The 26,186-nt window shown below is 74.1% G+C and carries 22 protein-coding genes and 1 riboswitch; of the genes, 15 read left to right on the top strand and 7 right to left on the bottom strand.

All coding sequences use genetic code 11. From position 1 onward, the window contains the following. Window positions 1–55 precede the first annotated feature (55 nt). The 4 genes from dhaK (at window position 56) to ACYBSK_RS14405 (ending at window position 3,262) form a co-directional block, all read left to right on the top strand. Window positions 56–1,048 carry a dihydroxyacetone kinase subunit DhaK gene (gene dhaK, locus ACYBSK_RS14420; protein ID WP_460246335.1) on the top strand — a complete coding sequence of 331 codons (993 nt, stop codon included), beginning with the start codon at window positions 56–58 and terminating at the stop codon, window positions 1,046–1,048. A 58-nt stretch (window positions 1,049–1,106) separates the two neighbouring features. Further along, window positions 1,107–1,727, top strand: coding sequence for a dihydroxyacetone kinase subunit DhaL (gene dhaL / locus ACYBSK_RS14415; RefSeq protein ID WP_460246334.1), 621 nt, complete (start codon window positions 1,107–1,109; stop codon window positions 1,725–1,727). After that, window positions 1,724–2,137, top strand: a complete 414-nt coding sequence (locus tag ACYBSK_RS14410; protein WP_457477463.1) for a PTS-dependent dihydroxyacetone kinase phosphotransferase subunit DhaM — start codon at window positions 1,724–1,726, stop codon at window positions 2,135–2,137. Before dhaL ends, ACYBSK_RS14410 begins: the two co-directional genes overlap by 4 nt. A 126-nt stretch (window positions 2,138–2,263) precedes the next feature. Continuing rightward, the gene (locus ACYBSK_RS14405; protein ID WP_460246333.1) at window positions 2,264–3,262 is read left to right on the top strand and encodes a fibronectin type III domain-containing protein; all 999 of its coding nucleotides are present in this window, start codon (window positions 2,264–2,266) and stop codon (window positions 3,260–3,262) included. 6 nt (window positions 3,263–3,268) lie between these two features. Here the strand turns inward: ACYBSK_RS14405 and ACYBSK_RS14400 are convergent, their stop codons facing one another. Further along, on the bottom strand, window positions 3,269–3,796 hold the full coding sequence (locus ACYBSK_RS14400; protein WP_460246332.1) for a PadR family transcriptional regulator: 528 nt from the start codon (window positions 3,794–3,796) through the stop codon (window positions 3,269–3,271). Window positions 3,797–3,867: 71 nt separating this feature from the next. Next, window positions 3,868–5,883: an NADPH-dependent 2,4-dienoyl-CoA reductase gene (locus ACYBSK_RS14395; RefSeq protein ID WP_457477460.1), complete on the bottom strand. Its 2,016-nt coding sequence runs from the start codon at window positions 5,881–5,883 to the stop codon at window positions 3,868–3,870. A 150-nt stretch (window positions 5,884–6,033) separates the two neighbouring features. Between ACYBSK_RS14395 and ACYBSK_RS14390 the strand changes: the two genes are divergently transcribed. Further along, window positions 6,034–6,492 carry a MarR family winged helix-turn-helix transcriptional regulator gene (locus ACYBSK_RS14390; protein ID WP_457477459.1) on the top strand — a complete coding sequence of 153 codons (459 nt, stop codon included), beginning with the start codon at window positions 6,034–6,036 and terminating at the stop codon, window positions 6,490–6,492. 12 nt (window positions 6,493–6,504) lie between these two features. Here ACYBSK_RS14390 and ACYBSK_RS14385 read toward each other — a convergent pair whose 3' ends face one another. After that, window positions 6,505–7,242 (bottom strand): GNAT family N-acetyltransferase, encoded by a 738-nt coding sequence (locus tag ACYBSK_RS14385; RefSeq protein ID WP_460246331.1) that lies wholly within the window; start codon window positions 7,240–7,242, stop codon window positions 6,505–6,507. A gap of 142 nt (window positions 7,243–7,384) precedes the next feature. On the opposite strand from ACYBSK_RS14385, the gene def reads away from it, so the two are divergent. Next, window positions 7,385–8,038, top strand: a complete 654-nt coding sequence (gene def, locus ACYBSK_RS14380) for a peptide deformylase (protein WP_457477457.1) — start codon at window positions 7,385–7,387, stop codon at window positions 8,036–8,038. Window positions 8,039–8,054: 16 nt separating this feature from the next. Here def and ACYBSK_RS14375 read toward each other — a convergent pair whose 3' ends face one another. Continuing rightward, a complete protein-coding gene (locus tag ACYBSK_RS14375) occupies window positions 8,055–8,849 on the bottom strand; it encodes a VOC family protein (RefSeq protein WP_460246330.1) in 795 nt (264 codons plus the stop codon). A gap of 111 nt (window positions 8,850–8,960) precedes the next feature. Continuing rightward, a complete protein-coding gene (locus ACYBSK_RS14370; protein WP_457477455.1) occupies window positions 8,961–10,184 on the bottom strand; it encodes a PucR family transcriptional regulator in 1,224 nt (407 codons plus the stop codon). Window positions 10,185–10,368: 184 nt separating this feature from the next. Between ACYBSK_RS14370 and ACYBSK_RS14365 the strand changes: the two genes are divergently transcribed. Further along, window positions 10,369–11,634 carry a class I adenylate-forming enzyme family protein gene (locus ACYBSK_RS14365; RefSeq protein ID WP_460246329.1) on the top strand — a complete coding sequence of 422 codons (1,266 nt, stop codon included), beginning with the start codon at window positions 10,369–10,371 and terminating at the stop codon, window positions 11,632–11,634. Between the two features lie 5 nt (window positions 11,635–11,639). On the opposite strand, the gene ACYBSK_RS14360 is transcribed toward ACYBSK_RS14365, so the two are convergent. Continuing rightward, on the bottom strand, window positions 11,640–13,121 hold the full coding sequence (locus tag ACYBSK_RS14360; RefSeq protein ID WP_460246328.1) for an MFS transporter: 1,482 nt from the start codon (window positions 13,119–13,121) through the stop codon (window positions 11,640–11,642). Window positions 13,122–13,330: 209 nt separating this feature from the next. On the opposite strand from ACYBSK_RS14360, the gene ACYBSK_RS14355 reads away from it, so the two are divergent. The 4 genes from ACYBSK_RS14355 to ccrA are packed head-to-tail and all read left to right on the top strand — an operon-like array spanning window position 13,331 to window position 21,450. Next, complete coding sequence (locus ACYBSK_RS14355) at window positions 13,331–15,058, top strand: fatty acyl-AMP ligase (RefSeq protein WP_460246327.1); 1,728 nt, start codon at window positions 13,331–13,333, stop codon at window positions 15,056–15,058. Further along, window positions 15,055–19,065, top strand: a complete 4,011-nt coding sequence (locus ACYBSK_RS14350; RefSeq protein WP_460246326.1) for a beta-ketoacyl synthase N-terminal-like domain-containing protein — start codon at window positions 15,055–15,057, stop codon at window positions 19,063–19,065. Before ACYBSK_RS14355 ends, ACYBSK_RS14350 begins: the two co-directional genes overlap by 4 nt. Before the next feature lie 28 nt (window positions 19,066–19,093). Further along, the gene (locus ACYBSK_RS14345) at window positions 19,094–20,116 is read left to right on the top strand and encodes an alpha/beta hydrolase (RefSeq protein ID WP_460246325.1); all 1,023 of its coding nucleotides are present in this window, start codon (window positions 19,094–19,096) and stop codon (window positions 20,114–20,116) included. 32 nt (window positions 20,117–20,148) lie between these two features. Continuing rightward, window positions 20,149–21,450, top strand: a complete 1,302-nt coding sequence (ccrA, locus tag ACYBSK_RS14340) for a crotonyl-CoA carboxylase/reductase (protein ID WP_457477449.1) — start codon at window positions 20,149–20,151, stop codon at window positions 21,448–21,450. A 16-nt stretch (window positions 21,451–21,466) separates the two neighbouring features. Here the strand turns inward: ccrA and ACYBSK_RS14335 are convergent, their stop codons facing one another. After that, window positions 21,467–22,177 carry a class I SAM-dependent methyltransferase gene (locus ACYBSK_RS14335; RefSeq protein ID WP_460246324.1) on the bottom strand — a complete coding sequence of 237 codons (711 nt, stop codon included), beginning with the start codon at window positions 22,175–22,177 and terminating at the stop codon, window positions 21,467–21,469. Between the two features lie 357 nt (window positions 22,178–22,534). On the opposite strand from ACYBSK_RS14335, the gene rho reads away from it, so the two are divergent. The 4 genes from rho to nicT all read left to right on the top strand — a co-directional run bounded on the left by rho (window position 22,535) and on the right by nicT (window position 26,154). Further along, window positions 22,535–23,680 carry a transcription termination factor Rho gene (gene rho / locus ACYBSK_RS14330; protein ID WP_460246323.1) on the top strand — a complete coding sequence of 382 codons (1,146 nt, stop codon included), beginning with the start codon at window positions 22,535–22,537 and terminating at the stop codon, window positions 23,678–23,680. 30 nt (window positions 23,681–23,710) lie between these two features. Next, the gene (locus ACYBSK_RS14325) at window positions 23,711–24,202 is read left to right on the top strand and encodes a GNAT family N-acetyltransferase (RefSeq protein WP_460246322.1); all 492 of its coding nucleotides are present in this window, start codon (window positions 23,711–23,713) and stop codon (window positions 24,200–24,202) included. 142 nt (window positions 24,203–24,344) lie between these two features. Further along, complete coding sequence (locus tag ACYBSK_RS14320; protein ID WP_460247030.1) at window positions 24,345–24,770, top strand: inorganic diphosphatase; 426 nt, start codon at window positions 24,345–24,347, stop codon at window positions 24,768–24,770. 3 nt (window positions 24,771–24,773) lie between these two features. After that, a riboswitch (cobalamin riboswitch) is annotated at window positions 24,774–25,004 on the top strand. Window positions 25,005–25,035: 31 nt separating this feature from the next. Beyond that, window positions 25,036–26,154: a Nickel transporter NicT gene (gene nicT / locus ACYBSK_RS14315; protein WP_457477444.1), complete on the top strand. Its 1,119-nt coding sequence runs from the start codon at window positions 25,036–25,038 to the stop codon at window positions 26,152–26,154. Window positions 26,155–26,186 lie beyond the last annotated feature (32 nt).

Raw genomic sequence — 26,186 nt, 5'->3', positions numbered from 1 at the left:
GCGGCCGCTGCGTCGATACTGGCGAGGGAGCAGCAGACGTCACTCGGAGGTACCAGTGAAAATGTTGATCAACGTCCCCGAAACCGTTGTCGCCGACGCCCTGCGCGGGATGGCCGCCGCCCACCCCGAGCTGACCGTGGACGTCGAGAACCGGGTGGTCGTGCGGCGGGACGCGCCGGTGGCCGGGAAGGTGGCGTTGGTCTCGGGGGGCGGTGCGGGGCACGAGCCGCTGCACGGGGGGTTCGTGGGGCCGGGGATGCTGGCCGCCGCGTGTCCCGGTGAGGTGTTCACGTCGCCGGTGCCCGATCAGATGGTGCGGGCCGCCGCCGCGGTGGACAGTGGCGCGGGTGTGCTGTTCGTCGTGAAGAACTACACCGGTGACGTGCTCAACTTCGACATGGCCGCCGAGTTGGCCGAGGACGAGGGCATTCAGATCGCCAAGGTGCTCGTCAACGACGATGTCGCCGTGACGGATTCGCTGTACACCGCCGGGCGGCGCGGCACCGGGGCGACCCTGTTCGTCGAGAAGATCGCCGGGGCGGCCGCCGAGGAGGGGCAGCCGCTGGAGCGCGTCGAGGCGATCGCCCGGCAGGTTAATGACAGCGCGCGGAGCTTCGGTGTGGCGCTGAGCGCGTGCAGTACGCCCGCCAAGGGCACACCGACCTTCGATCTGCCCTCCGGTGAGCTGGAGTTGGGCATCGGGATCCACGGCGAGCCGGGGCGGGAGCGGCGCCCCATGATGACGTCCGGGGAGATCGCCGACTTCGCCGTGAACGCCGTGCTGGAGGACCTGAACCCCAGCAGTCCCGTGCTCGTCCTCGTCAATGGCATGGGTGCCACTCCGCTCCTGGAGCTGTACGGGTTCAACGCCGAGGTGCAGCGCGTGCTCGGCGAGCGCGGTGTGGCCGTGGCCCGCACGCTCGTCGGGAACTACGTGACCTCGCTCGACATGGCGGGGGCCTCCGTCACGCTCTGCCAGGCCGACGAGGAGCTGCTGCGGCTGTGGGACGCGCCGGTCAGCACGGCCGGGCTGCGCTGGGGCATGTGAGACCGGGCCCCACCGGGTACGGGGCCACGTCAGGACACCTACCAAGCAAGGAGATCACGTGCTCGACGCCGACTTCTTCCGGCGCTGGCTGACGACGGCCGCCGCGGCCGTGGACCGTGAGGCCGACCGGCTCACCGAACTCGACTCGCCGATCGGCGACGCGGACCACGGCAGCAATCTGCGACGCGGGTTCAACGCCGTGCGCGACGCCCTCGACAAGGACGCGCCGGACACGCCGGGGGCCGTCCTCGTCCTCGCCGGGAAGCAGTTGATCTCGACGGTGGGCGGCGCGTCCGGCCCGCTGTACGGGACGCTGCTGCGCCGTACCGGAAAGACGCTGGGCGACGCGGCCGAGGTCGGCGAGGCGGACTTCGCCGCGGCGCTGAAGGCGGGCGTCGACGCGGTCGCCGCGCTCGGCGGGGCGGCGCCCGGCGACAAGACCATGCTGGACGCGCTCGTCCCGGCCGTGGAGGCGCTGGGTGACGGCGACGTCCTCGCGGCGCGGGCGGCGGCCGAGCACGGGGCGGAGGCCACCACCCCGTTGCAGGCCCGCAAGGGGCGGGCGAGCTATCTGGGTGAGCGCAGCATCGGGCATCAGGACCCGGGGGCGACGTCCTCGGCGCTGCTGATCGCGGCGCTCGCCGAGACGGCGGTCGACCAGGCGGGGGCGGGGGCATGAGCGCGCCCGACAAGACCGTCGGCATCGTGCTGGTCTCGCACAGCAGGGAGGTCGCCGAGTCCGTGGCCCGGCTCGCGGCCGGGCTGGCCGGGGGCGGCGCGACCGCGCCCGTCGCGGCGGCGGGCGGCACCGCCGACGGCGGCCTCGGCACCAGCTCCGAGCTGATCTCGGCGGCGGCCGCGGAGGTCGACCGGGGCGCGGGCGTCGCGGTCCTCGTCGACCTCGGCAGCGCGGTGCTGACGGTGAAGGCGCTGCTGGCCGAGGGCGACGAACTCCCGGACGCCACACGGCTGGTGGACGCCCCCTTCGTGGAGGGCGCGATCGCGGCCGTCGTCACCGCGTCGACCGGGGCGGACCTCGACGCGGTCGCCGCGGCGGCGTCGGAGGCGTACACGTACCGGAAGGAATAGGAAAAGCGGCGGGAACCAGGAGCAATGGGGGGCGCCGCGCGGGGCTATTGGTCCGGACCTCTTGAGGAATGACTTCCTCTCGTGCCATACAGGTCTGTACCAATCCGTTCGAACGGAAGGCTCTCCGTGCGACGCCTCCCCCCACCCGGACTTCTCGCCCGAGCCGTCGGCGTCACCGCCCTCGCGGCGGCGCTCACCTCCTGCGGTCTGGTCTCCGACAGCGCGAACGCCGAGGGGCCCGCCCTGTCCCCGCCGCTCGGGATCACCGCACAGGCCGGCAGCGCCACCTCCGTGCACGTCATGTGGAACCGGCCCAGCAGCTCGGCGAGGATCACGGGCTACGAGGTGTACCGCGGCGGCAAGTTGGTGCGGAAGCTGCCCGTCGAGCGGCACATGGTGGACGTCACCGGGCTCGCCCCCGAGTCCCGCTACACGTTCACGGTGCGCGCCCGCGGCGAGGACGGCTCGCTGGGACCCGCGGGCACCCGGGTCTCCGTGACCACCCCGGCCGCCGTGCGGGCGGACCGCGCCGCGCCGAGCCGGCCGACCGGGCTACGCGGGGAGGCGGACGGCGCGCGGGGCGCCTCGCTGGCGTGGCGGAAGGCGACCGACGACCGGGGCATCGTCTCGTACGACATCTATCAGGGCGCCACGAAGATCCACAGTGTGAGCGGGAAGGAGACGCGGGCGCTGCTGACCGGGCTGCGGCCGGGCACCGCGTACGCGTTCAGCGTGCGGGCGCGGGACGCCGCCGACAACACCTCGGCCGCGAGCGGGACCGTGCGTCTGACGACCGCCGAGGGCAGGGCCGAGGGGCCGGGGACCGCTCCGTCGGACTTCGAGGCGTCGACGCGGCTCAAGAGCGGCGCGTACTACGTCGACCTGGCGTGGACGCCGCCGCGGACGGGCGGCGAGGCACCCGCGTACCAGGTGTTCCTGGACGGCCGTGAGGCGACGACGGTGATGTGGGGCGACAGCGCGCCGGCCGGCCCGGCGACGTACAGCTTCTACATCGGGAAGAAGGCGCGCGTGGAGCACCGCGTGAAGATCCGCGCGCAGTTGCCGGACGGGACCTGGGGCGCGTTCTCGGCGGAGCGGACGGTGGTCACGGGGAAGCGGGGCTGACGCTTCTCAGCCCAGCTCGGCGATGGTGCGCTCCAGCCAGTCCACCCAGAACCGCTCCAGGTCGATGCCGGCGCGCAGCACCGCGTGCTGGAGGCGGTCGGCCTCGCTGTTCTTCTCCGGCGGGAAGTCCCGCTTCTCGATGTCCTGGTAGGTCGCCAACTGTTCGCGGTGCAGGGCGAGATGGCGGGTCAGGTCCTCGGTGATGCCCGCCGTTCCGACCACCGCTGCCGCGCGCAGGCGCAGCGGCAGCGGGTCGCGCATCGGCTTGGGGTCGTGCGGGGCGGCGGTCCAGCGGGCGAGTTCGGCGCGGCCCTCGGGCAGCACCTCGTACTCCTTCTTCTGGCCGCGTGCGGGGGTCTCGGTGGGCAGCGCGCGGATGAGGCCCTCGCGTTCGAGCTTGCCGAGCTCCCGGTAGATCTGCTGGTGCGTGGCCGACCAGAAGTAGCCGATGGACTTGTCGAACCTGCGGGTCAGTTCGAGGCCCGACGACGGCTTCTCCAGGAGCGCCGTGAGGATCGCGTGCGGGAGTGACATGGTGCCCAGCGTACGAGTCGGTGGAGGGTGGCCACGCGTCCGGCGGGCCCGGACACGTGACCACCCGGTCTCTACAGGGCCGCCGCGACCTCGGTGCCCTGCTTGATGGCTCGCTTGGCGTCCAGCTCGGCCGCGACGTCGGCGCCGCCGATCAGGTGCGGGGTCCGTCCGGCGGCCACCAGGTCGTCGTACAGCGAGCGGTGCGGTTCCTGGCCCGCGCACAGCACGACGGTGTCGACGGGGAGGAGCGTCCGCTCGCCCTCGACGGTGATGTGCAGGCCCGCGTCGTCGATCAGGTCGTAGGTGGCGCCCGCGACCATGGTGACGCCGCGGTGGCGCAGTTCGGTGCGGTGGATCCATCCGGTCGTCTTGCCGAGGCCGGCGCCCACCTTGGTGGTCTTGCGCTGGACGAGGTGCACCTGGCGGGGCGGGGTGGGCCGCTCGGGCCGGGCGAGACCGCCGCGGTCGGTGTAGTCCATGTCGACGCCCCACTGCCGGAAGTAGGTGGCCGCGTCCAGGCTCGCCTTCTCGCCGCCGTCGGTGAGGTACTCGGCGACGTCGAAGCCGATGCCGCCGGCGCCGATGACGGCGACGCGCTCGCCCACGGGCGCCTTGTCGCGCAGGACGTCGAGGTAGCTGACGACGCTGGGGTGGTCGACTCCGTCGATGGCGGGGGTGCGCGGGCTGACACCGGTGGCGACGACGACCTCGTCGTAGGGGGCGAGGTCGTCGGCCTCGACGCGGGTATCCAACTTCACGTTCACGCCGTGCAGTTCGAGCTGGGCGCGGAAGTAGCGCAGTGTCTCGTCGAACTCCTCCTTGCCCGGGACCTGGCGGGCGACGTTGAGCTGTCCGCCGATCTCGGCGGCGGCGTCGAAGAGGGTCACCTCGTGGCCGCGCTCGGCGGCGCTGACGGCGCAGGCGAGTCCGGCGGGGCCCGCGCCGACGACGGCGACGCGCTTCTTCAACCGGGTGGGGGCCAGGACCAGTTCGGTCTCGTGGCAGGCGCGCGGGTTCACCAGGCAGGAGGTGATCTGGAGGCTGAAGATGTGGTCGAGGCAGGCCTGGTTGCAGCCGATGCACGTGTTGATGGTGTCGGAACGGTCGGCGGCGGCCTTGTTCACGAACTCCGGGTCGGCGAGCATCGGGCGCGCCATGGAGACCATGTCGGCGGCGCCGTCGGCGAGCAACTCCTCGGCGAGTTCCGGGGTGTTGATGCGGTTGGTGGTGACGAGGGGGACGGACACCTCGCCCATGAGCTTCTTCGTGACGAAGGAGTACGCGCCGCGCGGCACGGATGTCGCGATGGTGGGGATGCGCGCCTCGTGCCAGCCGATACCGGTGTTGATGATGGTGGCTCCGGCCGCCTCGATCTCCTTGGCGAGGTGCACGACCTCGTCGAGGGTCGAGCCGCCGGGGACCAGGTCCAGCATGGACAGGCGGTAGATGAGGATGAAGTCGGGGCCGACCCGCTCGCGCACGCGCCGCACGATCTCGACGGCGAACCGGATCCGGTTCTCGTAGGAGCCGCCCCAGCGGTCCTCGCGGTGGTTGGTGGCGGAGACGATGAACTCGTTGATGAGGTAGCCCTCGGAGCCCATCACCTCGACGCCGTCGTACCCGGCGGACTTGGCGAGCTCGGCGGCGCGCGCGTAGTCCTCGATGGTCCGCTCGACCTCGTCGTCGGTGAGGGCGCGCGGGACGTGGGCGCTGATCGGCGCCTGCACGGCGCTCGGCGCGACGAGGCCCGCGTGGTGCGCGTACCGGCCGAAGTGCAGGATCTGCATGGCGATCTTCCCGCCCGCCGCGTGCACGGCGTCGGTGACCTCGCGGTGCTGGGCGGCCTCCGCCTCGTCCGTCATCTTGGCGCCGCCCTCGAAGGAGCAGCCCTCGGCGTTGGGCGCGATGCCGCCGGTGACCATGAGGCCCACGCCGCCGCGGGCGCGGGTGGCGTAGAACTCGGCCATGCGTGCGAACCCGTTCGGCGCCTCCTCCAGGCCCACGTGCATCGAGCCCATCAGAACGCGGTTCGGGAGCGTCGTGAAGCCGAGGTCGAGCGGGGCGAGCAGGTGCGGATAGCGGCTCATGGGGCCCTCCGTGAGCGGTGAACGGTCACGTCAGTTGTAGAGGACACCACTCTGGTTTTGCAACAAGTTGCATAAGAGATGCGCGCCACGTGCCAGGCCCTCTTGACCTGGGGGTTGTAGAGTGCAACGAGCACCCCGAAAGGAATCGCCGTGGCCCACTCAGATCGTGCGACCGACCGCGAGGCCGCCGTGGAGACGATTCAGCGCGAGCTGACCTCGTTCGCCCGGCGCGCGCGGGCCACCGCCGCGCGGATGCACCCGGAGCTGTCGCTCGTCTCGTACTCGCTGCTGGCCCACCTCGACGAGCGGGGCGGCTGCCGGGCCACGGACCTGGCCGCGCACTACGCCCTCGACAAGTCGACGGTCAGCCGCCAGGTGGCCGCGCTCCAGCGCGCGGGGCTCGTGATCCGCCGCGTCGACCCCGACGACCACCGGGTGCAGGTCCTGCAACCGACGGAGGCCGGGGCCGAGCTGCTGCGCCAGGTGACGGTCAACCGCCGCCAGATCTTCGGCGACCGCCTCGCGGACTGGCCGGAGGAGGACCTGGAGCGGTTCGCGGACTATCTGGTGCGGTACAACCACGCGGCCCAGGAGGACCCGGGCGCGTAACCCACGGATTCCCTACCGCGGCGCGCGCACCGTCCGGAAGCGGGTCGTGGCGCGCAGGTGGAAGCCGAGGGACTCGTAGAGCCGGATCGCGCTCGCGTTGGCCGCGCCGGTGTGCAGGAACGGGGTCTCGCCGCGCTCCAGGATCACCGCCGAGACGGCCCTGACGAGCCGCCCCGCGAGGCCCTGCCCGCGCTGCGCCGGATCGGTGCACACGGCGCTGACCTCGGTGTACCCGGGCAGGTGCAGGCGCTCCCCCGCCATCGCGACGAGGGCGCCGCCGCGCCGGATGCCGAGGTACGTGCCGAGCTCGATGGTGCGCGGGGTGAACGGGCCGGGCCGCGTGCGGGACACCAGGTCGAGCATCTCGGGCACGTCGGCGACGGTGAGCGGAACGGCCTCGGGGTCCGGCGCCGCGTCCACGGCGTCGCCGACCATGCGCACGCCCGCGTGGTCCACCGTCGTCTCCCAGCCGTCCGGGACCTCGACGTCGGTGCCGAGCAGCGGCAGCGTTCCGTCGGGCTCGGCGAAGGCGGCGAGGTCCGCCCAGTCCGCGGGCCCGGCGTCCGGGGGCAGCGCGGTCCACGGGGTGACGGCGGCCGGATAGCGCAGGGCGCGGCCGCTGCGCTCGGCGAAGTGCGCGTGCGGGCCGGTGAGCGCGGCGTACGCGGGGTGGTCGAGGGGATCGAACCCCGGGATGCGGCCCGTGACGGCCTCGTGCTCTTCGTACGTCTGCGACTGCGTCTGGGTCATTCCCGCGGAACCTTCGAACCTTCTCCTGTGTCACGGCCGCACCGTGCGTTCGGGCGGCCACATGATCACAACCGCTGGGGCGCGCCGTCCATTCCCGCACCCCGGACAGCCGCCGCGGCGGGACGCTTGGCATCCTGGGCCGATGCCGTACATGTCACTGACCGATCACGTCGAGTCGCTGCTGGCCGGGGCCGGGGACGAGCCGCTGCCGATCGTCGCGGCGGGCGATCCGGTGCTGCGCCGCCCCGCCGAGCCCGTCGACGGACAGCTCTCCGACGAGCTGCTCGCACGGCTGATCGCGGCGATGCGGGTCGCCATGCACGCCGCGCCCGGCGTGGGCCTCGCCGCGCCGCAGATCGGGGTGCCGCTGCGGCTCGCCGTCATCGAGGACGCGGCGACCGTGAGCGAGGAGGTGCGCAGCGCGCGCGGTCGGGTGCCGCAGCCGTTCCGGGTGCTGGTCAACCCTTCGTACGACGGGGTGGGCGCGCGTCACGTGGCCTTCTACGAGGGGTGCTTGAGCGTGCCGGGGTACCAGGCCGTCGTCGCCCGGCACGAGCGGGTGCGGCTGCGTGCGCTCGACGGGCAGGGGCGCGCGGTGGACGAGGAGTTCACGGGCTGGCCCGCGCGGATCGTGCAGCACGAGACGGACCACCTGAACGGCACGCTCTATCTGGACCGGGCCGAGCTGCGGTCGCTGGCGTCCACGGGGACGGCGGCGGTCGGGCGGTGGGCCGAGCCCACGCCGCGACGCGCCGCCGAGGAGCTGGGGTTCACGCTGCCGGGCCGGGCCGACTGAGAGCCCGTGAACAGCGTCAGGACAGCTCTGGCATCTCGCCCTTCGCGGCCGTCACGTCGATGACGGAGAACGCGGCGCCCTGCGGGTCAGTGACCGCGGCGAACCGGCCGAAGGGGCTGTCGGTCGGGCCGAAGTGCAGCTTGCCGCCCAGGCGTTGGACGGTGGCGACGGCCGCGTCGCAGTCCTCGACGGTGAAGTACACGTTGACGTACGACGGGACGTGCGGCGGGAAGTCGTCCGTCATCCGCATGCGGCCCATGGTGGGTTCGCCGTTCAGCTCCCACACGTTGAAGTCGACGTGCTCGTCGGCCATCTTCTTCACGCCGTAGCCGAAGACGGTCGGGAAGAAGGAGTCGGTCCGCTCGGCGTTGCGGGTGTTGACCTCGGCCCAGCAGTACGCGCCGGGCTCGTTGACCTTCTCGAAGCCCTCGTGGGTGTCGGGCTGCCAGACGCTGAAGACGACGCCGGCGGGGTCCTGCGCGGTGACCATCGTGCCGAACGACGCGACCCGCATCGGGTCCATCATGAGGCTGCCGCCCGCGTCCTTGATCCGCTCGGCGACGGCGTCGATGTCGGAGGTGCCGAGGTACAGGTTCCAGGCCGGGTGCACGCCCTCCGCGCCGGGCATCTGCGGGACGAGCGCCGCGACGTGCTTGCCGTCGGGGGTCCTGGCCTGCGTGTAGTTGCCGTACTCGGGGCTGCCCTCGTCGTAGGTCCAGCCGAACAGCTCCGCGTAGAAGGCCTTCGCGGCCTCGAGGTCCGGGAACATGGCGTCGGCCCAGACGGGCGCGCCTTCTGGTCGAGCGGACATGGGGCGACACCCTTCCCTCGGTCGCCGGGCACGCCGCGGCCCGGCAGGTATGGGTACACGCTAGGCGCGGCGGGCGCCGCACGCGATCCGGCGGACCGCAATCGGGAGACGTCAGTCCGCGCCCTGGCGGCGCAGGTGCATCGCCCGTAACGCCAGTTGCATCTCGAACTGGGCGGCCGGGTCGCGCAGCCGGTCGCCGAAGACCTCCTCCAGCTGGCGCAGGCGGTAGCGCACGGTCTGCGGGTGCACGGCGAGCCGCTGGGCGACCTCGCTGGCGTTGCGGGCGCAGCTCAGCCAGCACAGCAGGGTCTCGGCGAGGCGTTCGCGGTGCGGCGGGCGGATGGTGTCGAGGGGGCCGAGGTGGCGGCGGGCCAGCTCCGCGACCAGGGCCTCGTCGCGGAAGAGCAGCAGCGTCGAGAGGTGGTCGGTGCAGCGGACGAGCCCGACGCGCGGCAGGGTGCCGCGGCGCGCCAGGTCGAGGGCGTCGCGGGCCCAGCGCAGCGAGCGGGCGCCCGCGTCGAGGGTGACGGTGGGGCCGAGGGCGGCGCGCAGTCCGCGCAGCGCGCCCGCGATGGCGCGCTCCCGGCCGGGGCCCTCGGGGTCGGGGACGACGATGACGCCGGGCTGCCCGTCGAACCGGGCGAGGAACTCGGGCGGCACGATGGGCCGGCTCCCCTCGCCCGATCCGTGGTCGTCGCTGACGACGACGGCGATCTCGCGGGGCACCGGCCACTGCGCGGTGTGCGCGAGGTCGGCGATGGCCTCCGGGGAGACCGGCGGGTCGGCGGTGAGCAGGTCGATGAGGCGGCTGCGGCGCTGCTGGAGCTCGCCGGCCGTGTGCAGCCTGGCCTCGGTGTATCCGGCGGTGGTGGCGGCGGCCATCTCGTCGAGGTGCAGGAACATCGCCTCACCGAACGCGACGAGGACGTTCGGCGGCAGCCGCTCGGCCTGGACGAGTTCGGTGACGCGCCGCCAGGTGACGCGGGCGCCGAGCCGCAGCGCCGCCTGGAACGAGTCGAGGCTGCGCCCCTCGTCGGCCTCGCCCCTGCCGATCCGCTGGTAGGTCGCCTTGACGTCCTCCCAGTCGGAGTCGGAGTCGGCGACGCGGGCGAGGAAGCCCTCAAGCGCCTGCTCGACTCCGCGGTGCACGACGTGCATGTACGTGTCGTCCATGGGCCGCGCGTACTCGGCGATCTCGGTCCTGATGGCGCGGACCACCTCTTCGGTGAGGTCACCGAGGAACGGCCGCAACTGGTCGTTGAGTTCGGCGGGGAAGTTCCTGAACGGAGCGCCGTTCACGGGCCGTTCGCGCGTGCCGTGGGCTGCTTCGAGCATTGGCTGCTCCCTTCCGTGTGCGGGTCCGTCAGGGTGCGGTGACGATACTGCCGGGTTCTTGTGGCGACCCGTAGAAGGCGTACAGAAACCGGCGTGACCCTTGTCACCGGAGTGACAAGGCGGGGCCCGGTCCTGCGCGAAGGGGCACAAGTGGCGGGGGTGTGCGGTGCGCCACGATCCAGGCATGACGGAGCTGTTCACGGGTGCCCCCGCGGCGCCGCCGCGCGCGCTGCCCGACCTCCTCGACGAGGCGGCCCGCCGCCACGGACCGCGCACGGCGCTGATCGGCCCCGGCGCGCGCCGCACCGGCTTCGGCGGACTGCGCCGCTCGGCCCTGCGGGTCGCAACGGGCCTGGCCGGGCTCGGCGTGCGCCGCGGCGACCGGGTGGCCCTGCTGCTCCCCGACTGCCGGGAACTGGTGGTGCTGTGCCACGCGGTGTGGCGGCTCGGGGCGGTGGCGGTGCCGCTGGACCCGGCCGGGTGGGGGCAGGCCGACGCGTCGGCCGTGGTCGCCGTGGCACCGGAGCGGACCGCGTCGGAGGTCGCGGGGGCGTGGGGGTGGTCGGCGCTGCGGACGGTGGTGGCCGTGGACGTGGGCGGGGAGACCCGGTACGCGGGCGGGGGCGCCGGTGGCGGGCCCACGCCCGTGGGGGTCGTCGCCTACCGGAGTCTGGACGCGCGGCGCCTCCCGGATGCGCTGCCCGCGGCGCCCTCCGCCGACGATCCCGCGGTCGTGCTGCGCGGGCCGGACGGGGCGGAGGTCGGGCTGCGGCATCGGCACCTGGTGGCAGCGGTGCGGCAACTCGCCCACTGGCACGGGCAGTCGCGGCAGCGAGTCATGTCGTTGGCGCCGGTGCGGCAGGCGCAGGGGCTCGCGCTGACCGTCGTGGCGCCGCTGCTCACCGGTGCCCGCACGGTGCTCGCGCCACCGGCCACCGACCCCCTCGCGGTGCTGCGGACCGCGCGCCGCCGCGCGCCCACCCTGCTCGCGGCGCCGCCGGACGCCCTGCGCGGCCTGCTCGCCCGGCCGGTGCACGAGCGGGAGGCCCTGGCGACCGTCCGGGCGGTCGTGACGGCGCCGTTGGACGCCGCCACGGGTGAGCGGGCGCGCGCGGCGCTGGACGCGCGGATCTTCGAGGCGTACGGGCCGCCCGCCGCGGCGGGCGTCGCGCTCGCCAACCCGCTGTCGGCGGACGCCCGTCCCGGCACGGCGGGGCGGGCGCTGCCGGGGACGCAGGTGCGGATCGCGGTGGAGGGGGTGCCGGAGGTGGACGCGCTGCCGGGGCACGCGGGCGAGCTGCTGCTGCGCGGGCCTCAGGTCGGCGACGTGCACGGTCTGTTGCCGGGCGGGTGGCTGCGTACGGGGCTGCTCGCGGTGCGCGGCCCCGACGGTTTCGTCACGCTGCTCGCGGACGGTGGCGCCCGGGGCGGCGACGTACGGTCGGCGTGAGCCGGTCACCGGGCGCGTTCGGCGGTCGCGTCTCCCGGTCTGCGTCGCCGCGCGTACGTGCGGTCCCCCGCCGTCGCGCTCCCCTCGCTCCGGTGCCGGCCCGGCCTGCGCAGCGCCACCAGTGTGACGAAAGCCCCCAACAGCACGCACCCGGCGGCGAGTTGCAGCCCGGTGTCGTAGCCGTCGAGGAAGGCCGTGCGCGGGTCGATGCCGTCGCGGAGCGCGGAGCGTTCCGTGCGGGTGAGGACGACCCCGATCAGGACGACCCCGAACACCCCGCTGATCTCGCGCGCCGCGCTGACCAGCCCGGACGCCATCCCGGTGCGCGTCGCCCGGACACCCGCCACCGACCGCACGGTCAGCGGCGTGGTGAGGGAGGAGCCGACACCGATGAGCACGAGCCCCGGCTGGAGATCGGCGTACGTGGCGTGCAGCCCGGTCCCCGACACCCACAGCAGGCCGACCGCGACCAGCGCGAGCCCCGCCGCGATGGAGCGGTGCGCGCCGCCCATGAGCCGGGCCGCGCGCTCGGCCAGCGGCGTGCACAGCAGCAGCGCCCCCGCCAGCGGCAGGAACGCGAGTCCGGCCTTCACCGGCGAGAAGCCGAGCACGTGCTGGAGGTAGAGCGCGGTGAAGAAGAACACGCCGTTGACGCCGATGCCCCACAGGACCTGCGCGACGACCCCGCCGACGAGGAACCGGTCGCGCAGCATCCGCAGGTCCACCAGCGGCAGGAACGTGCGCGCCTCGACGACGAGGAAGGCGGTCCCGGCGGCGGCCGACAGCCACAGGAAAAGCGGCACGGGCGGGGTACTGAAGGTGTGTTCCCCGCCTTTCACGAGGGCGTACGTGAGGAGGAACAGGGTCAGCGCGGACAGCGCGACGCCCGGCAGGTCGAGCAGCCCCGCGAGCCCGCCCGACCGCTCCCGCCGCGCGCCCGGCACCGCGGGGACGAGGAGCAGGGCGAGCGTCCCGAACGGCACGTTGAGCAGGAACACCCAGCTCCAGCCCCAGTGTTCAGTGACGAAGCCGCCGATGACCGGCCCGAGCGCGAGCGCCACGGCCAGCGACGCCGTCCACAGCCCGACGGCGGTCGCGCGGCGCCGGGCCGGCAGGTCGGCCGCGACGACGGCGAGCGAGGCGGGGATGACGAGCGCGGCCCCGACGCCCTGCACGGCGCGCGCCACGACGAGCGACGTCCCGCTGTCGGCGAGGGCGGCGGCGCCGGAGGAGACCGTGAACACGACGAGCCCGACGGCGAGCACGGGCCTGCGTCCCACCAGGTCGGTGAGGCGGCCGCCCGCGAGGAGCAGCGCCCCGAAGGACAGGACGTAGCTGGTGGCCACCCACTCCAGGTCGGCGACGCTGAGGCCGAGTTCGTCCTGCACCGTCGGCAGGGCCACATTGATGACGGTGTTGTCGAGCGTGGTCAGGAACCCCGCCAGGGACAGCAGCACCAGCAGGGCCGACAGCCTTCCCCGACGCATCCCGTACCTCCCGTCCCCGGAAACCGTGCCTCTCCCTGGGAATTCTCGGCACGCGCACGGTGCGTGCACTGCTCTGCGGAACGCCGATTCCGGCGCCCGGTGTTGTCACCTCTTTGACAGTTGCGAGTTGACAAACTGTCAGCAAGTCGTCTTTCTCCGCTGTCGCACCCCGGCGGAACCTGGGGCCTCCGTCACCCCATGGAGCCGTCATGACGCACGAGATGCCTCACGAGACCACGCCCCCCGAGCCCATGCCCCTCCTGACCGACCGCCTCAGCCACTGGGCGACCCGGCACGCGCACCAACGGGCCTTCACCCAGGTCGATTTCCCCGATCCGTACTCCCCCGGGCTGCACCGCACCCTGGGCTGGCGGGCGCTGGACGCGCGGGCCCGCGCCGTCGCGGAGCGGCTGACGCACACGACGGCGCCCGGCGACCGGGCCGCGCTCCTGCTGCCGCAGGGCCTGGACTACGCGGCCGCCTTCCTCGGCTGCCTGTACGCGGGGGTGATCGCGGTACCGCTGTTCTGGCCCGAACTGCCGGGCCATGCGGGCCGGTTGTCGGCCGTGCTCGACGACTGCGAACCGGCGTGCGTGCTCACGGACGCGGAGTCGCGCCAGGACGTCGAGGACTTCACCCACGGGCGCGGCGAGCGGCTCCCGGTCCTCGCCGTCGACGGCCTGCGGCCCCCGCCCAAGGACCAGCGGTTACCGCGGCCCGCTCCGGACGACGTGGCCTACCTCCAGTACACGTCGGGCTCGACCCGCACCCCGGCCGGGGTGATGGTGACGCACGCGAACGTCGTCACCAACGCCCGGCAGGCCGTCGCCGCGGTCGGTGCCGCGCCCGGTCTGAGCACGGCGGTCGGCTGGCTGCCGCTCTTCCACGACATGGGCCTCGTCCTGAGCGTGGCGGCACCGGTCTTCGCCGGGTACCCGTCGGTGCTGCTCACCCCGCAGGCCTTCCTGGAGCGCCCCGAGCGCTGGCTGCGACTCCTCGGCGGGTACCCGGGCACGATCAGCGCCGCGCCCAACTTCGCGTACGACTACTGCGTGGCGCGCGTCGACGACGTCACCGACCTGCGGCTCGACCGGGTGGCGACGCTGCTCAACGGCAGCGAACCGGTGCGGCCCGCCACGCTGGAGCGGTTCGCCGGGGCGTTCGCGGGTGCCGGTCTCGCCCCCGAAGCACTGTGCCCGGCGTACGGGCTCGCGGAGGCGACGGTGTTCGTCACCACGGACCGGGGCGACGCGCCGCCCCGCACGGTGGAGTGCGACGCGGCGGAGCTGGCGCGCGGTGTCGTGGCGCCTCGGGACGGCGGGGACGCGCGGCTCGTCGACTGCGGGTGGCCGGTCGGCCAGGACGTACGGATCGCGGACCCCGACACGGGGGCCGTGCTCGACGCGGGGCGGGTCGGCGAGATCCAGGTGCGGGGGCCGAACGTCGGCGCGGGCTACTGGAAGCAGCCGGAGCGGACGGCGGAGACCTTCCACGACGGGTGGCTGCGGACCGGCGACCTCGGGGCGCTGCACGACGGCGGACTGCTGGTGACCGGCCGGCTCAAGGACCTCATCGTGGTCGACGGCCGCAACCACTATCCGCAGGACGTCGAGGAGACGGTCCAGTCCGCGCCCGCCCTCACGGCGCTGCTGCGCAGGGACCGGCTCGCCGCGTTCCAGGTCCCGGACGGCGATCTCGTCGTGGTCGCCGAGGTCCGCCGCGGCACCGACCCCGACACCGCCATGACCCGCGCCGCCCACCTGGCCGCCCGCCGGGCGGTCACCGCCCGCCACGGCCTGCGCCTGGCCGATCTCGTCCTGGTCCCGGCGGGCACGGTGCCGCGCACGTCGAGCGGAAAGGTGGCGCGGGCGGCCTGCCGGGAGGGGTATCTGGCCGAGTCGGCGCGGCGGGCGTCCGTTGCGGAGGCCGGGCGGTGAGCGCCGGGCAGCGCCTGCGTGAGGTGATCGTCGAGAGGCTCGGCGCCTGGTACGGGGTGGCGGCCGACGAGGTGGACGACGACCGGCCGCTCGCCGAGCTGGGGCTCACCTCGCGGGACGCGGTCGCGCTGACCGGGCTGCTGGGCGACGTGGTGGGGCGGCGGCTGCCGGCCACGCAGCTGTGGGACACGCCGACGCCGGGGCAGCTGGTGGCGGCGCTGACCGGCGCGGAGGCAAGGGACGAGGCGCGGGTGGCCGTCGCCGAGCCGGCCGGTGGGCCCGTCGCCGTCGTCGGAATCGGCTGCCGGTTCCCCGGCGGGGCCGACTCCCCGGCCGCTTACTGGAGGCTGCTCACGCAGGGGCGGGACGCCGTCGGGACGGTGCCGGAGGGCCGCTGGGAGCCGTTCGTGCCGCCCGGCGGGCGGCTGCCCGAGGACCTGTCGCGGCACGGCGCGTTCCTGGACGGGCTCGCCGGTTTCGACGCGGAGTTCTTCGGCATCGCGGAGGACGAGGCCGTCGCGCTCGACCCGCAGCAGCGGCTGCTGCTGGAGGTGGCCCGGGAGGCCCTCGACCACGCCGCGCTGCCCGCGCCGTCGCTCGCCGGGAGCCGCACCGGGGTCTTCGTCGGGATCAGCGGCACCGAGTACGCCCATCTCACGGCGCGGGACCCGGAATCGGTGACGCCGTGGACCGCACCGGGCGGCGCGCTGAGCGTCGCCGCGGGCCGTCTGTCGTACGCGCTCGACCTGCGCGGGCCGAGCCTCGCGGTCGACACGGCGTGCTCGTCGTCGCTGGTGGCGGTCGACCACGCGGTGCGCGCGCTGCGCGACGGCTCGTGCGACACGGCGCTGGCGGCGGGCGTGAACGTGCTGCTGTCCCCCGCGGTGACCCTGGGGTTCCAGCGGGCGGGAGCGCTGGCGGGCGACGGCCGCTGCAAGGCGTTCGACGCGGCGGCGGACGGCATGGTGCGCGGCGAGGGCTGCGGGGTCGTCGTCCTCAAGCGCCTCGCGGACGCCGAACGCGCGGGCGACCGGATCCTGGCGCTGCTCACGGCCTCGGCGGTGAACTCCGACGGCCGCTCCAACGGACTGATCGCACCGAACGCGTCGGCGCAGCGCGCACTGCTGCGGCACGTCCACGGCGGTGCGGGCCGGTTCGTGGACTACGTGGAGGCGCACGGCACCGGCACGCCGCTCGGTGATCCGATCGAGGCGGGCGCGCTCGGCGCGGTGCTCGGCCGGGGCCGCTCCCCCGAACAGCCGCTCCTGCTCGGCTCGGTGAAGACGAACCTCGGTCACCTGGAGGCGGCCGCCGGTATCGCCGGGCTCATCAAGACGGTGCTGGCGCTGCACCACGACGAGCTGCCGCCCCAGCTGCACTTCACGGGCCCGCCCGACCACCTCGACCTCGAAGGACTCGGCCTGCGGGTCGTCGACGCGCCGCAGCCGTGGCCGCGCTACTCCGGCGGCGCGACGGCGGGCGTCTCGGCGTTCGGGTTCGGCGGCACCAACGCGCACGTCGCGCTCGCCCAGTACCCGCGCCAGGCCCCCGACACGCAACGACCGCCGGGCCAACCGGCGATCACCCTCCTCGACGCGCCCACGCCCTCCCGACTCCGCGCGCAGGCGGGCGAGTTGGCCGACTGGCTCGACTCCCCCGCCCTCCCCGGTGTTCCGCTGTCGGACGTGGCGCGCACCCTCGCGGGCCGTACGGGACGCGGCCGGGCCCGCGCCGCCGTCGTCGCCCGCGACCTGCCGGCCACGGCGACCGCCCTGCGCCGCCTCGCCTCGGGCGCCCCGGACACCCACCTCGTCACGGCGGACCGCCCCCGCCCGGCCACGGGACCCGTCTGGGTCTTCTCCGGGTACGGATCGCAGTGGCCCGGCATGGCGCGCGAACTCCTCGCCACGGAGCCGGTGTTCGCCGCCAGCGTCGACCGCATCGCCCCGGCCCTGCGCGAGCACGCCGGCATCGACCTGCGCGCCGCGACCGCACCCGACGCGGACCTGTCGTCCCCGGCCGTCGTGATGCCCGTCCTGTACGGGCTCCAGGTCGCGTTCGCCGAACTGTGGCGTTCCTACGGGGTGGAGCCCGCGGCCGTCGTCGGGCACTCGCTGGGCGAGATCGCGGCGGCCGTCGCGGCGGGGGCGCTGGATCCGGCGACCGGGGCCCGGATCGTCGCCGTGCGCTCCCGTCTGCTCGCGACGCTGCGGGGCGGGGCGATGGCGGTCGCCGACGTCCCGGCCGCCGAACTCGCCTCCTTCTCCGCGGACTTGCGGACGCTGAACGTCGCCGTGCACGCCTCCCCCGCGCAGTGCGTGGTCACCGGGTCGGCGTCCGACGTCGCGGCGCTCGTCGACCGGATCACCGCCGACGGCGGCTTCGCGCGGGCGCTGCCGGTGACCGGGGCCGGGCACTCCCCCGACGTCGACCCGCTGCTCGACGAGTTCGCCTGGGAGCTGGGCGCGGTGCCGCACGGGACGCCCGTGTGCCCGCGCTACTCCTCGGTCCTGGACGATCCGCGCGCCGACGACCCGTACGACACCGCGTACTGGATCGCGAACCTGCGCCGCCCCGTGCGGTTCGCGCAGGCGGTGCGCGCGGCGGCCGAGGACGGGCACCGCGTGTTCGTCGAAGTCGCCCCGCATCCCACGCAGTTGCATCCGCTGACCCGCACCCTGGAGGCCGTCGGCGGCGCCGCCCCGCTGATCCTGCCCACGCTGCGCCGGGGCACCGACGACGCGCTCACCTTCCGCTCCTCGCTCGCCTCGCTCCTGGTGAACGGGGTGGCCGTGCCGTCCGCACGGGAGACCCTCAACCCGGGCGGGCGGATCGCGGACGTGCCCACGCCGCGCTGGCGGCACCGCCGGTTCTGGGCCGGCGAGAGGCCGCAAGCCCTGGCGCCCGCCGAGGACGACGCGGCCGACGCGGCGCCGGTCACCCCGCTGGACCGGCTGCGGGCCCTCGTCGCGGGGGTGATGGGGTTCGGCGCGGACCGGCTCGACCCCGACGTCCCGCTCACGGAGCTCGGCCTCGACTCTCTCACGGCGGTGCGGATCCGGGCCGCGGTGGAGCGGGAGTTCGGGGCGGCGCCGGAGCCGGGCGCGCTGTTGCGGCAGGGGACGTTGCGGGGTGTGGCGGCACTGTTGGACGCCGCGCCGACCGCCGCCGCGCTCCCCGATCCCGCCGAGCGCCCCTCGTTCGGCACCCCCGGCCTCCTGCGCGCCTTCCCCGGCACCGGGCCGGGCGCCCCGCTGTTCCTCGCGCACGCGGCGGGCGGCTCGTCCGACGTGTATGGGCGGCTCGCGGCGCGCCTCGACGGGCGGTGCCCGGTGTTCGGCTTCGACCGCGTCGAGGCGCCGGACGACGTGCCGGGGCGCGCCGCCGAGTTCGCCCGTCGCGTCCGCGCGGTACGGCCCGCGGGGCCGTGGGCGCTGGGCGGCTGGTCGTACGGCGGGGTCGTCGCGCAGGAGGCGGCCCGGCTCCTGTCACGGCACGGCGAGGTGTCCGCCCTGATCCTCGTAGACTCGGTCCTCCCGCTCCCGGCGCCGCCCGCGCGCACCCCGGCCGCCGAGGCCCGGCGCCGCTTCGAGGACTTCGCGACGTACATCGGCACCACGTACGGCGCCGAACTCAAGCTTCCGTACGAGGAGTTGGGCGGTCTGGAGGACGGCGCGCAGATCGAGCTCGTCCTCAAGCTCCTGGAGCAGGCCGTCGACCTGCCCGCGTCCGTGCTCGCGCACCAGCGCACCTCGTACCTGGACCTGCGCAGCGGCGAACGCCACGCGCCGGGGCCGTACGCGGGCCGGACCCTGCTGTTCCGGGCGACGCGGCCCGCGCCGCACACGGTCCGCGACGCCCGCTACGAGCGCACGGACGACGCGCTCGGCTGGGACGCGCACCTCACCGACCTGACGGTCGTCCCGCTGCCCGGCCACCACCTGGAACTGCTCGACCCGCCCGTGGTGGACGCGCTGGCCGCGGGCATCGCGCGGGCCCTCACCTGACGTGCACCACCGGCCCCTTGGAGCTGCCATGCCCACCCGCCGCACCTCTCGCCGCCGCAGACGGTCGCGCACCCGCCTGACCGCGCTCGCCGCCACCGTCGCCCTCCTGGCCACGGGTGGCGCGCTCGGCGCGGCCACCGCGCACGGCGAACCCGTCGTGGCCACGTCCGTCGCGCAGGACGGCGCGCGGATCGTCGGCCAGAAGTGGCTGGACGAGCGGACCGTCGACCTGACGGTCCGCTCCCCCGCCGTCGGCGCCGACGTGCCCGTACGGGTCCTGCTCCCGGCCTCGTACGCCGCGGCGCCCGAGCGGGAACGCCCGGTGCTCTATCTGCTCCAGGGCGCGCACGACGACTACACGTCGTGGACGCGGGAGACCAATGTCGAGGAGTTCCTGGCCGGTCAGGACGTCATCACGGTCATGCCGTCGTCGGGCCCCACCGGCATCCCCACCACGTGGTGGAACCTCGGCCGCAACTCCCCCGACTACGAGACGTTCCAGGTGGACGAGGTGATGCGGCTGCTGCGCGGCACGTTCCACGCGGGGCCGCGGCGGGCCGTCGCCGGGGTGTCGACCGGTGGGTACGGGGCGCTGGCGTTCGCGGCGCGGCGGCCCGGCGCGTTCGCGGCGGCGGCCTCGTACAGCGGGGTCCTCGACACCACGGCGCTCGGCATGGTCACCGTCGTGAACGCGATCGTGGCCCGCGAGAGCAAGCTGCCGAGCACCCTGTGGGGCAGCCCGCTGCTGCACCGGGCGAACTGGAACGCGCACAACCCCTACGCCCTCGCCGAGCGGCTGAAGGGCACGCGCCTGTACGTCGCGCAGGGCAGCGGCGTCCCCAGCGACGACTTCGGGAACCTCACGGGGACGGTCCTCGAAGGCACGTTGTGGGGGCAGGCCAAGAAGTTCACCGGGCGCCTCGACGCGCTCGGTGTGCCCGCGCGGACGCATCTCTACAAGGGCGGCTCGCACGCCTGGCCCTCCTGGCAGCGCGAGTTCAAGGAGTCGTGGCCCGTGCTCGCCGCCGGCCTCGGCCTGCCGCAGAACTGACCCGTACCACCGACAACCTGGAAGGGCACGCCATGGAACACGATCCGCTCGCGGCCGCCGTGGTGGCCGGAGCCACCCCCGCCGAACTGTCCGCGCTGCCCGTGCCGGCCGACTACCCGGCGGCACATCTGCGGGCCGAGGACGTCGACACGTTCTCCGGCGTCGACGACAAGGACGTCCGCAAGTCGATCCACGTCGGCCGGGTGCCGATGCCCGAACTCGCCCCCGACGAGGTGCTCGTGGCGGTGCTCGCGAGCGGCATCAACTACAACACCGTGTGGTCGGCGATGTTCGAGCCGGTGCCCACGTTCGCGTTCCTGCGCCGGTTCGGGCGCGAGAACGCCTGGGCGGCACGCCACGACACACCTCAGCACGTCATCGGCTCGGACGCGGCCGGTGTGGTGGTGCGCGCGGGCGCCGGGGTGCGGCGCTGGCGGGTCGGCGACCGGGTGGTGGTCTCGCCCGCGTACGTCGACGACGAGGAACCGGCGACGCACGCCGACGGCATGCTGGGCGCGGGGCAGCTCGCGTGGGGCTTCGAGACGAACTTCGGCGGCCTCGCCCACTACTGCGTGGCCCGCGCCAGCCAACTCCTGCCCAAACCGGCCCACTTGACGTGGGAGGAGGCCGCGAGCAACCCGCTGTGCGCGGGCACGGCCTACCGGATGCTGGTCAGCGACCGGGGCGCCCGGATGAAGCAGGGCGACGTGGTGCTGATCTGGGGCGCGGCGGGCGGCCTCGGCGCGTACGCGGCGCAGTTGGTGCGCGGCGGGGGCGGGATCGCCGTCGGCGTCGTCAGCAGCGAGGAGAAGGCCGCACGGGCACGGGAGTTCGGCTGCCATGTCGTGGTGAACCGGCACGAGCTGGGCCTGGACGGCACGGTGCCCGCCGACCCGTCCGTGCCCGGCCGCCGCCTGGGCAAGCTGATCCGGGCGGCCGTCGGCGAGGACCCGCACATCGTGTTCGAGCACGTGGGCCGGGCCACGTTCGGCGTGTCGGTGTACGTGGTGCGGCGCGGCGGCACCGTGGTGACCTGCGGGTCGACCAGCGGCTACCAGCACGAGTTCGACAACCGCTACCTGTGGATGCGGCTCAAGCGCGTCATCGGCAGCCACGGCGCCAACCTGGAGGAGCAGGCGGCCACCCACCGCCTCCTGGACCGCGGCCTGCTGCGGCCCGCCCTCACGGCGACGTATCCGCTGGAGGAGACCGGGGAGGCGGCGCGCCTGGTGCAGCTGGGTCAACACGCGGGGAAGGTCGGCGTGTTGAGCCTGGCGCCGCGCACCGGTCTCGGCGTGTCCGACGAGGAGGCGCGGCGCACCGTCATGGCGTGAGGCGCCACCGCACCGGTCATCGGCGCGTGGCCACGACCAGCCTGCACCGCGGGCTGCCGTCGGGCCGCTCGCCGAGCTCGGGCAGCGCGTGGAGCGCGACGCCGAAGTCCGCGCGGTCCAATTCCCGCTGCACGGCGCCGAGTTGGAACGGCCGGTAGTACATGACGAACGGGGGCCGCCACACCGCGTTGCGCACGCGCATCGCCGCGTCGAAGCCGAGCATCGACCAGTACCCCGGCGAGCCGGGCCGGGCGGGAGCGGGCAGCGCGAACGCGAACTTCCCGCCGGGGCGCAGCACATGGCACACCTCGGCGAACAGGCGCGGCCACTCGCGCGGCAGGAAGTGCCCGAACGCCCCGAAGCTGACCACGAGGTCGAAGACCTCGTCGAAGGGGAGCGCGAGCGCGTCCCCGCGGACGTATCCGGCCGTCGGCTCGCCGGCCCGCGCGACCTCCAGCATCCCGCCGCTGAAGTCGACGCCCACCGGCCGCCCGACCCCCGCCTCGCGCAGCACCCGCAGCCCCGCCCCGGTCCCGCAGCACAGGTCGAGCCCCCGGTCGTACGGGCCGAGACCGGCGAGGACCCGGCCCGCCGCGTCGAGCACCCGGTCCGGGGTGCGGAACGGCGTGTGGTCGAATTTCGGCGCCAGCAGGTCGTAGCCGCGCTCGACGGACGACAGCGCCTGAACGGCCAGCTCGCGGAGGGTCGGCCCCTGATCGGTGAACATGGCCGACCAGCATAGGGCGGCCCGGCGCCGAAATCGGGGCTTGCCGCGCGACGGGGGTCGGGTGGTACGGTCTTCGTGGTACATGTGCTCGCCCGCATCGGGGCGCCGGTACCGGATCCACTCTCTCAGCGCTCCACCGTCGACGGTTCCACGTCGCCACACAGCGCGCACCAACCCTGGTCAGCGGCTTCTGGCGGGCTCTTCACCCGCTGCCGCGACACCGGGTTCTCCCCGGCCGCGGGGCGTGTCCTCACGCGGACTCCAGCGCCCCTGCCTCTCGCCGGATCCCTTCCCCTTCCCGCTCTCGCACGCCTCTCGTTCCCGCGGCACCGTCCGCGAAAGGACCCCGTGATCACCATGACCACCACGACCATCAGCCAGACCACCCCACCTGAAGAACAGACACCCGTCCGCGCCGCCGGCGTCCTCGACATCGGCGGGAACGGGCACGGTTTCCTGCGGGCCGCCGACCTGGAGCCCACGCCCCACGACGTGCAGGTCCCCGCGCGTCTGATCCGCCGGCTCGGCCTGCGCAAGGGCGACCTGATCGAGGGCGCCTGCGCGAAGCCGGGCACCCTCGCGGCCGTCGAGACCGTCGGCGGCGCCCCCGCGGAAGCGGCGGCCCGCCGCCCGCGCTTCGCCGACCTGACCCCGCTCCACCCCAGCGAGCGCTTGCGCCTGGAGCACCCGGCCGCCGGGCTCGCCGGACGCGTCGTCGACCTGTTCACCCCCGTCGGCAAGGGGCAGCGCGGCCTGATCGTCGCTCCGCCCAGGACCGGCAAGACGGTGCTGCTCCAGCAGCTCGCCGCCGCGATCGCCGCGAACCACCCCGAGGTGCACCTCATGGTGCTGCTCGTCGACGAGCGCCCCGAGGAGGTCACCGACATGCGCCGTTCCGTGCGCGGCGAGGTGTACGCCTCGACGTTCGACCGCCCGGCGAAGGCGCACATCGCACTCGCCGAGCTGGCGGTCGAGCGCGCCAAGCGCCTCACCGAGCAGGGCCGCGACGTGGTGATCCTCCTCGACTCCCTGACCCGGCTGTGCCGGGCGCACAACAACGCCGCGTCGTCGGGCGGGCGCACCCTGTCGGGCGGCGTGGACGCGGCCGCGCTGCTCGGCCCGAAGCGCCTGTTCGGCGCGGCCCGCGACGCCGAGGAGGCCGGATCGCTCACGATCCTCGCCACGGCCCTCGTCGACACCGGCTCGCGCGCCGACGACTACTTCTTCGAGGAGCTCAAGAGCACCGGCAACATGGAGCTGCGCCTCGACCGCACGCTCGCCCAGCATCGCGTGCACCCGGCCGTCGACCTCCCCCCGTCCGGCACCCGCCGCGAGGAACTCCTGCTGCCCGCCTCCGAGTTGGCGGCCACCCGGGGCCTGCGCCGCGCCCTCCAGGGCCGGGACGGCACCGCGTCGTACGAGGCGCTGCTGGAAAAGCTGCGCCGGACGCCGGACAACGCGGCGTTCCTGCGCCAGGCCCACGCCACGGTGCCCACGGCGTAGCCCCGGGTCCGGATACGTAATACTCGACGTATGAACGCGAGCACGACGCGGCGTGGCGGGGCGCCCGGCGTCACCGTCCGGCGGGCCACCGCACGGGACGCCAAGCGCCTCACCCGCCTCGTCCGCGGCTCCCGTGCCTACGAGGGCCAGTACGCCGCCATGGTCGCCGGGTACCGCGTGGGTCCGGACTACATCGAGACGCACGACGTGCACGTGGCGGTGGACCAGGACGAGGGCGTCGTGCTCGGTTTCTACGCGCTGCTCACCGCGCCGCCCGAGCTGGACCTCATGTTCGTCGCGGACCGGGCGCAGGGCCGCGGCATCGGCCGGCTGCTCGTCGCGCACATGCGGGAGCGGGCGCGGGCCGCCGGCCTCGACCACGTCCGCGTCGTCGCGCACCCGCCCGCCGAGGGCTTCTACACCGGCGTGGGCGCGCGCCGCACCGGCACCGTGCTCGCCCGTCCACCGGCCGTCGCCTGGGACCGGCCCGAACTCGAATTCACCATTCCCCCGGCCGCCTGAGGGGTTCCGCCTCCGCCGCGCACGGCGCACACTCGTGGCGTCGGAATGCGGCAAGGAGGCCACATTGGGCAGCAGTCAGGCAGGCGCCGAGGCGTTCGACGTGATCGTGGAGATCCCGCAGGGATCCCGCAACAAATACGAGATGGACCACGATCTCGGCCGGATCCGGCTGGACCGGATGCTGTTCACGTCGACGCAGTACCCCGCCGACTACGGTTACGTCGAGGGCACGCTCGGCGGCGACGGCGACCCGCTCGACGCCCTCGTGCTCACCGGCGACGCGACGTTCCCGGGCTGCGCCATCGAGTGCCGGGCGATCGGCATGTTCGTGATGAGCGACGAGAAGGGCCCGGACGAGAAGGTGCTGTGCGTCCCGGCACACGATCCGCGGCACGAGGCGACCCGGGACATCGAGGACATCCCCGAGTTCGACCGCCTGGAGATCACCCACTTCTTCGAGGTCTACAAGGACCTCGAACCGGGCAAATCCGTCGACGGCTCCCACTGGGAGGGCCGGGACAAGGCCTACGAGGAGATCAGGCGGGCCCGAAAGCGCGCCCAACGGTAGGTAGTAGGGTGGTCGGGCCGTGGTGCTCGGGAAGACCGGTGACGTCCCCTCAAGGGACCATTCCGGAGCGGCCCTCGCCACTGTGATCGGGTTCCGACCGCGCGTCCTTCACGTCTCGCGGCCGGGGCGCGCCGTTCCATCCTGTACGCCACTGGCGGCACACCAGCCGCTGGGAAGGCCGGAGCGGCGGGCACGCCCGTAAGCCAGGAGACCGGCCACGGCATCTCACGAAGTGATCCACGAGGTGCTGGAGCGTGATCGACGCATGACCCTGCCCGGGAACTCCCCGACCCCTGCCCCGAACTCCCCACCCCCCGCCTTCCGTTGGCGCCGCGAGGACACGCTGCGCACGGCCGGACTGATCGCGGTGATCGCCGCGCTGCACGTCGTCGCGTTCGGCGTGCTCTTCCTGCTCGTCGTCCCCGGACACTACGAAGTGGACAACAAGGCCTTCGGCATCGGCCTCGGCATCACCGCGTACACGCTCGGCATGCGGCACGCCTTCGACGCCGACCACATCGCGGCCATCGACAACACCACCCGCAAGCTGATGGCCGACGGCAAGCGGCCCGTTTCGGTCGGCTTCTGGTTCGCGCTCGGCCACTCCAGCGTGGTCGTCGCCATGGCGGCCCTGGTCGCGGGCGGCGCGGCGCTCGCCGGGACCCTGATGAACGACGGCTCGACCACCCACCAGGTGCTCGGGGTCGTCGGCACGACCGTGTCGGGTACGTTCCTGTACCTCATCGCGGCGCTCAACCTCGTTGCCCTGATGGGCATCCTGAAGGTCTTCAAGGCGATGCGCGCGGGCTCCTACGACGAGCGCGAGCTCGAAGAGCACCTGGATTCCCGCGGGTTCATGAACCGGATCCTCGGCCGCTTCACCAGGTCCATCACCCGGCCCGGCCAGATGTTCCCGCTGGGCTTCCTCTTCGGTCTCGGCTTCGACACCGCGACCGAGGTGACGCTGATGGTGATGGCGGGCAGCGGCGCGGCGGCGGGCCTTCCGTGGTACGCGATCCTGTGCCTGCCGCTGCTGTTCGCCGCGGGCATGAGCCTGTTCGACACGCTCGACGGCACGTTCATGAACTTCGCCTACCAGTGGGCGTTCTCCAACCCGGTGCGCAAGGTGTTCTACAACCTCACCATCACCGGCCTGTCGATCGCGGTCGCGTTCTTCATCGGCACGATCGAACTCGTCGGCGTCCTCCACGACAAGCTCGACCTCACCGACGCGGTCACCGGCTGGATCGCCGGGCTGGACCTCGACAACGTCGGGTACGTGATCGTGGGCCTGTTCGTGGTCGTGTGGGCGGCGGCGATCGCCTACTGGCGGCTCGCGCGGGTCGAGCAACGGTGGTCGGCGCGAGTGGCCGACGGCGCGTAAATCGGTTGCCGGGGCGCGCGGCCGGCTGCTGC

It is taken from the genome of Streptomyces sp. BYX5S (assembly GCF_054724165.1).
Note: the sequence above shows the minus strand (reverse complement) of the source record. Positions and strands in the feature narration are given on the sequence as shown.

What these genes read in the sequence shown, in the direction of transcription:
- ACYBSK_RS14410 (WP_457477463.1), top strand. Translation starts at nt 1,724, where the DNA reads ATGAGCGCGCCCGACAAGACCGTCGGCATCGTGCTGGTCTCGCACAGC.
- ACYBSK_RS14400 (WP_460246332.1), bottom strand. Translation starts at nt 3,796, where the DNA reads ATGTCACTCCCGCACGCGATCCTCACGGCGCTCCTGGAGAAGCCGTCG.
- ACYBSK_RS14395 (WP_457477460.1), bottom strand. Translation starts at nt 5,883, where the DNA reads ATGAGCCGCTATCCGCACCTGCTCGCCCCGCTCGACCTCGGCTTCACG.
- ACYBSK_RS14385 (WP_460246331.1), bottom strand. Translation starts at nt 7,242, where the DNA reads ATGACCCAGACGCAGTCGCAGACGTACGAAGAGCACGAGGCCGTCACG.
- def (WP_457477457.1), top strand. Translation starts at nt 7,385, where the DNA reads ATGCCGTACATGTCACTGACCGATCACGTCGAGTCGCTGCTGGCCGGG.
- ACYBSK_RS14375 (WP_460246330.1), bottom strand. Translation starts at nt 8,849, where the DNA reads ATGTCCGCTCGACCAGAAGGCGCGCCCGTCTGGGCCGACGCCATGTTC.
- ACYBSK_RS14370 (WP_457477455.1), bottom strand. Translation starts at nt 10,184, where the DNA reads ATGCTCGAAGCAGCCCACGGCACGCGCGAACGGCCCGTGAACGGCGCT.
- ACYBSK_RS14365 (WP_460246329.1), top strand. Translation starts at nt 10,369, where the DNA reads ATGACGGAGCTGTTCACGGGTGCCCCCGCGGCGCCGCCGCGCGCGCTG.
- ACYBSK_RS14360 (WP_460246328.1), bottom strand. Translation starts at nt 13,121, where the DNA reads ATGCGTCGGGGAAGGCTGTCGGCCCTGCTGGTGCTGCTGTCCCTGGCG.
- ACYBSK_RS14355 (WP_460246327.1), top strand. Translation starts at nt 13,331, where the DNA reads ATGACGCACGAGATGCCTCACGAGACCACGCCCCCCGAGCCCATGCCC.
- ACYBSK_RS14345 (WP_460246325.1), top strand. Translation starts at nt 19,094, where the DNA reads ATGCCCACCCGCCGCACCTCTCGCCGCCGCAGACGGTCGCGCACCCGC.
- ccrA (WP_457477449.1), top strand. Translation starts at nt 20,149, where the DNA reads ATGGAACACGATCCGCTCGCGGCCGCCGTGGTGGCCGGAGCCACCCCC.
- ACYBSK_RS14335 (WP_460246324.1), bottom strand. Translation starts at nt 22,177, where the DNA reads ATGTTCACCGATCAGGGGCCGACCCTCCGCGAGCTGGCCGTTCAGGCG.
- rho (WP_460246323.1), top strand. Translation starts at nt 22,535, where the DNA reads ATGACCACCACGACCATCAGCCAGACCACCCCACCTGAAGAACAGACA.
- ACYBSK_RS14325 (WP_460246322.1), top strand. Translation starts at nt 23,711, where the DNA reads ATGAACGCGAGCACGACGCGGCGTGGCGGGGCGCCCGGCGTCACCGTC.
- ACYBSK_RS14320 (WP_460247030.1), top strand. Translation starts at nt 24,345, where the DNA reads ATGGACCACGATCTCGGCCGGATCCGGCTGGACCGGATGCTGTTCACG.
- nicT (WP_457477444.1), top strand. Translation starts at nt 25,036, where the DNA reads ATGACCCTGCCCGGGAACTCCCCGACCCCTGCCCCGAACTCCCCACCC.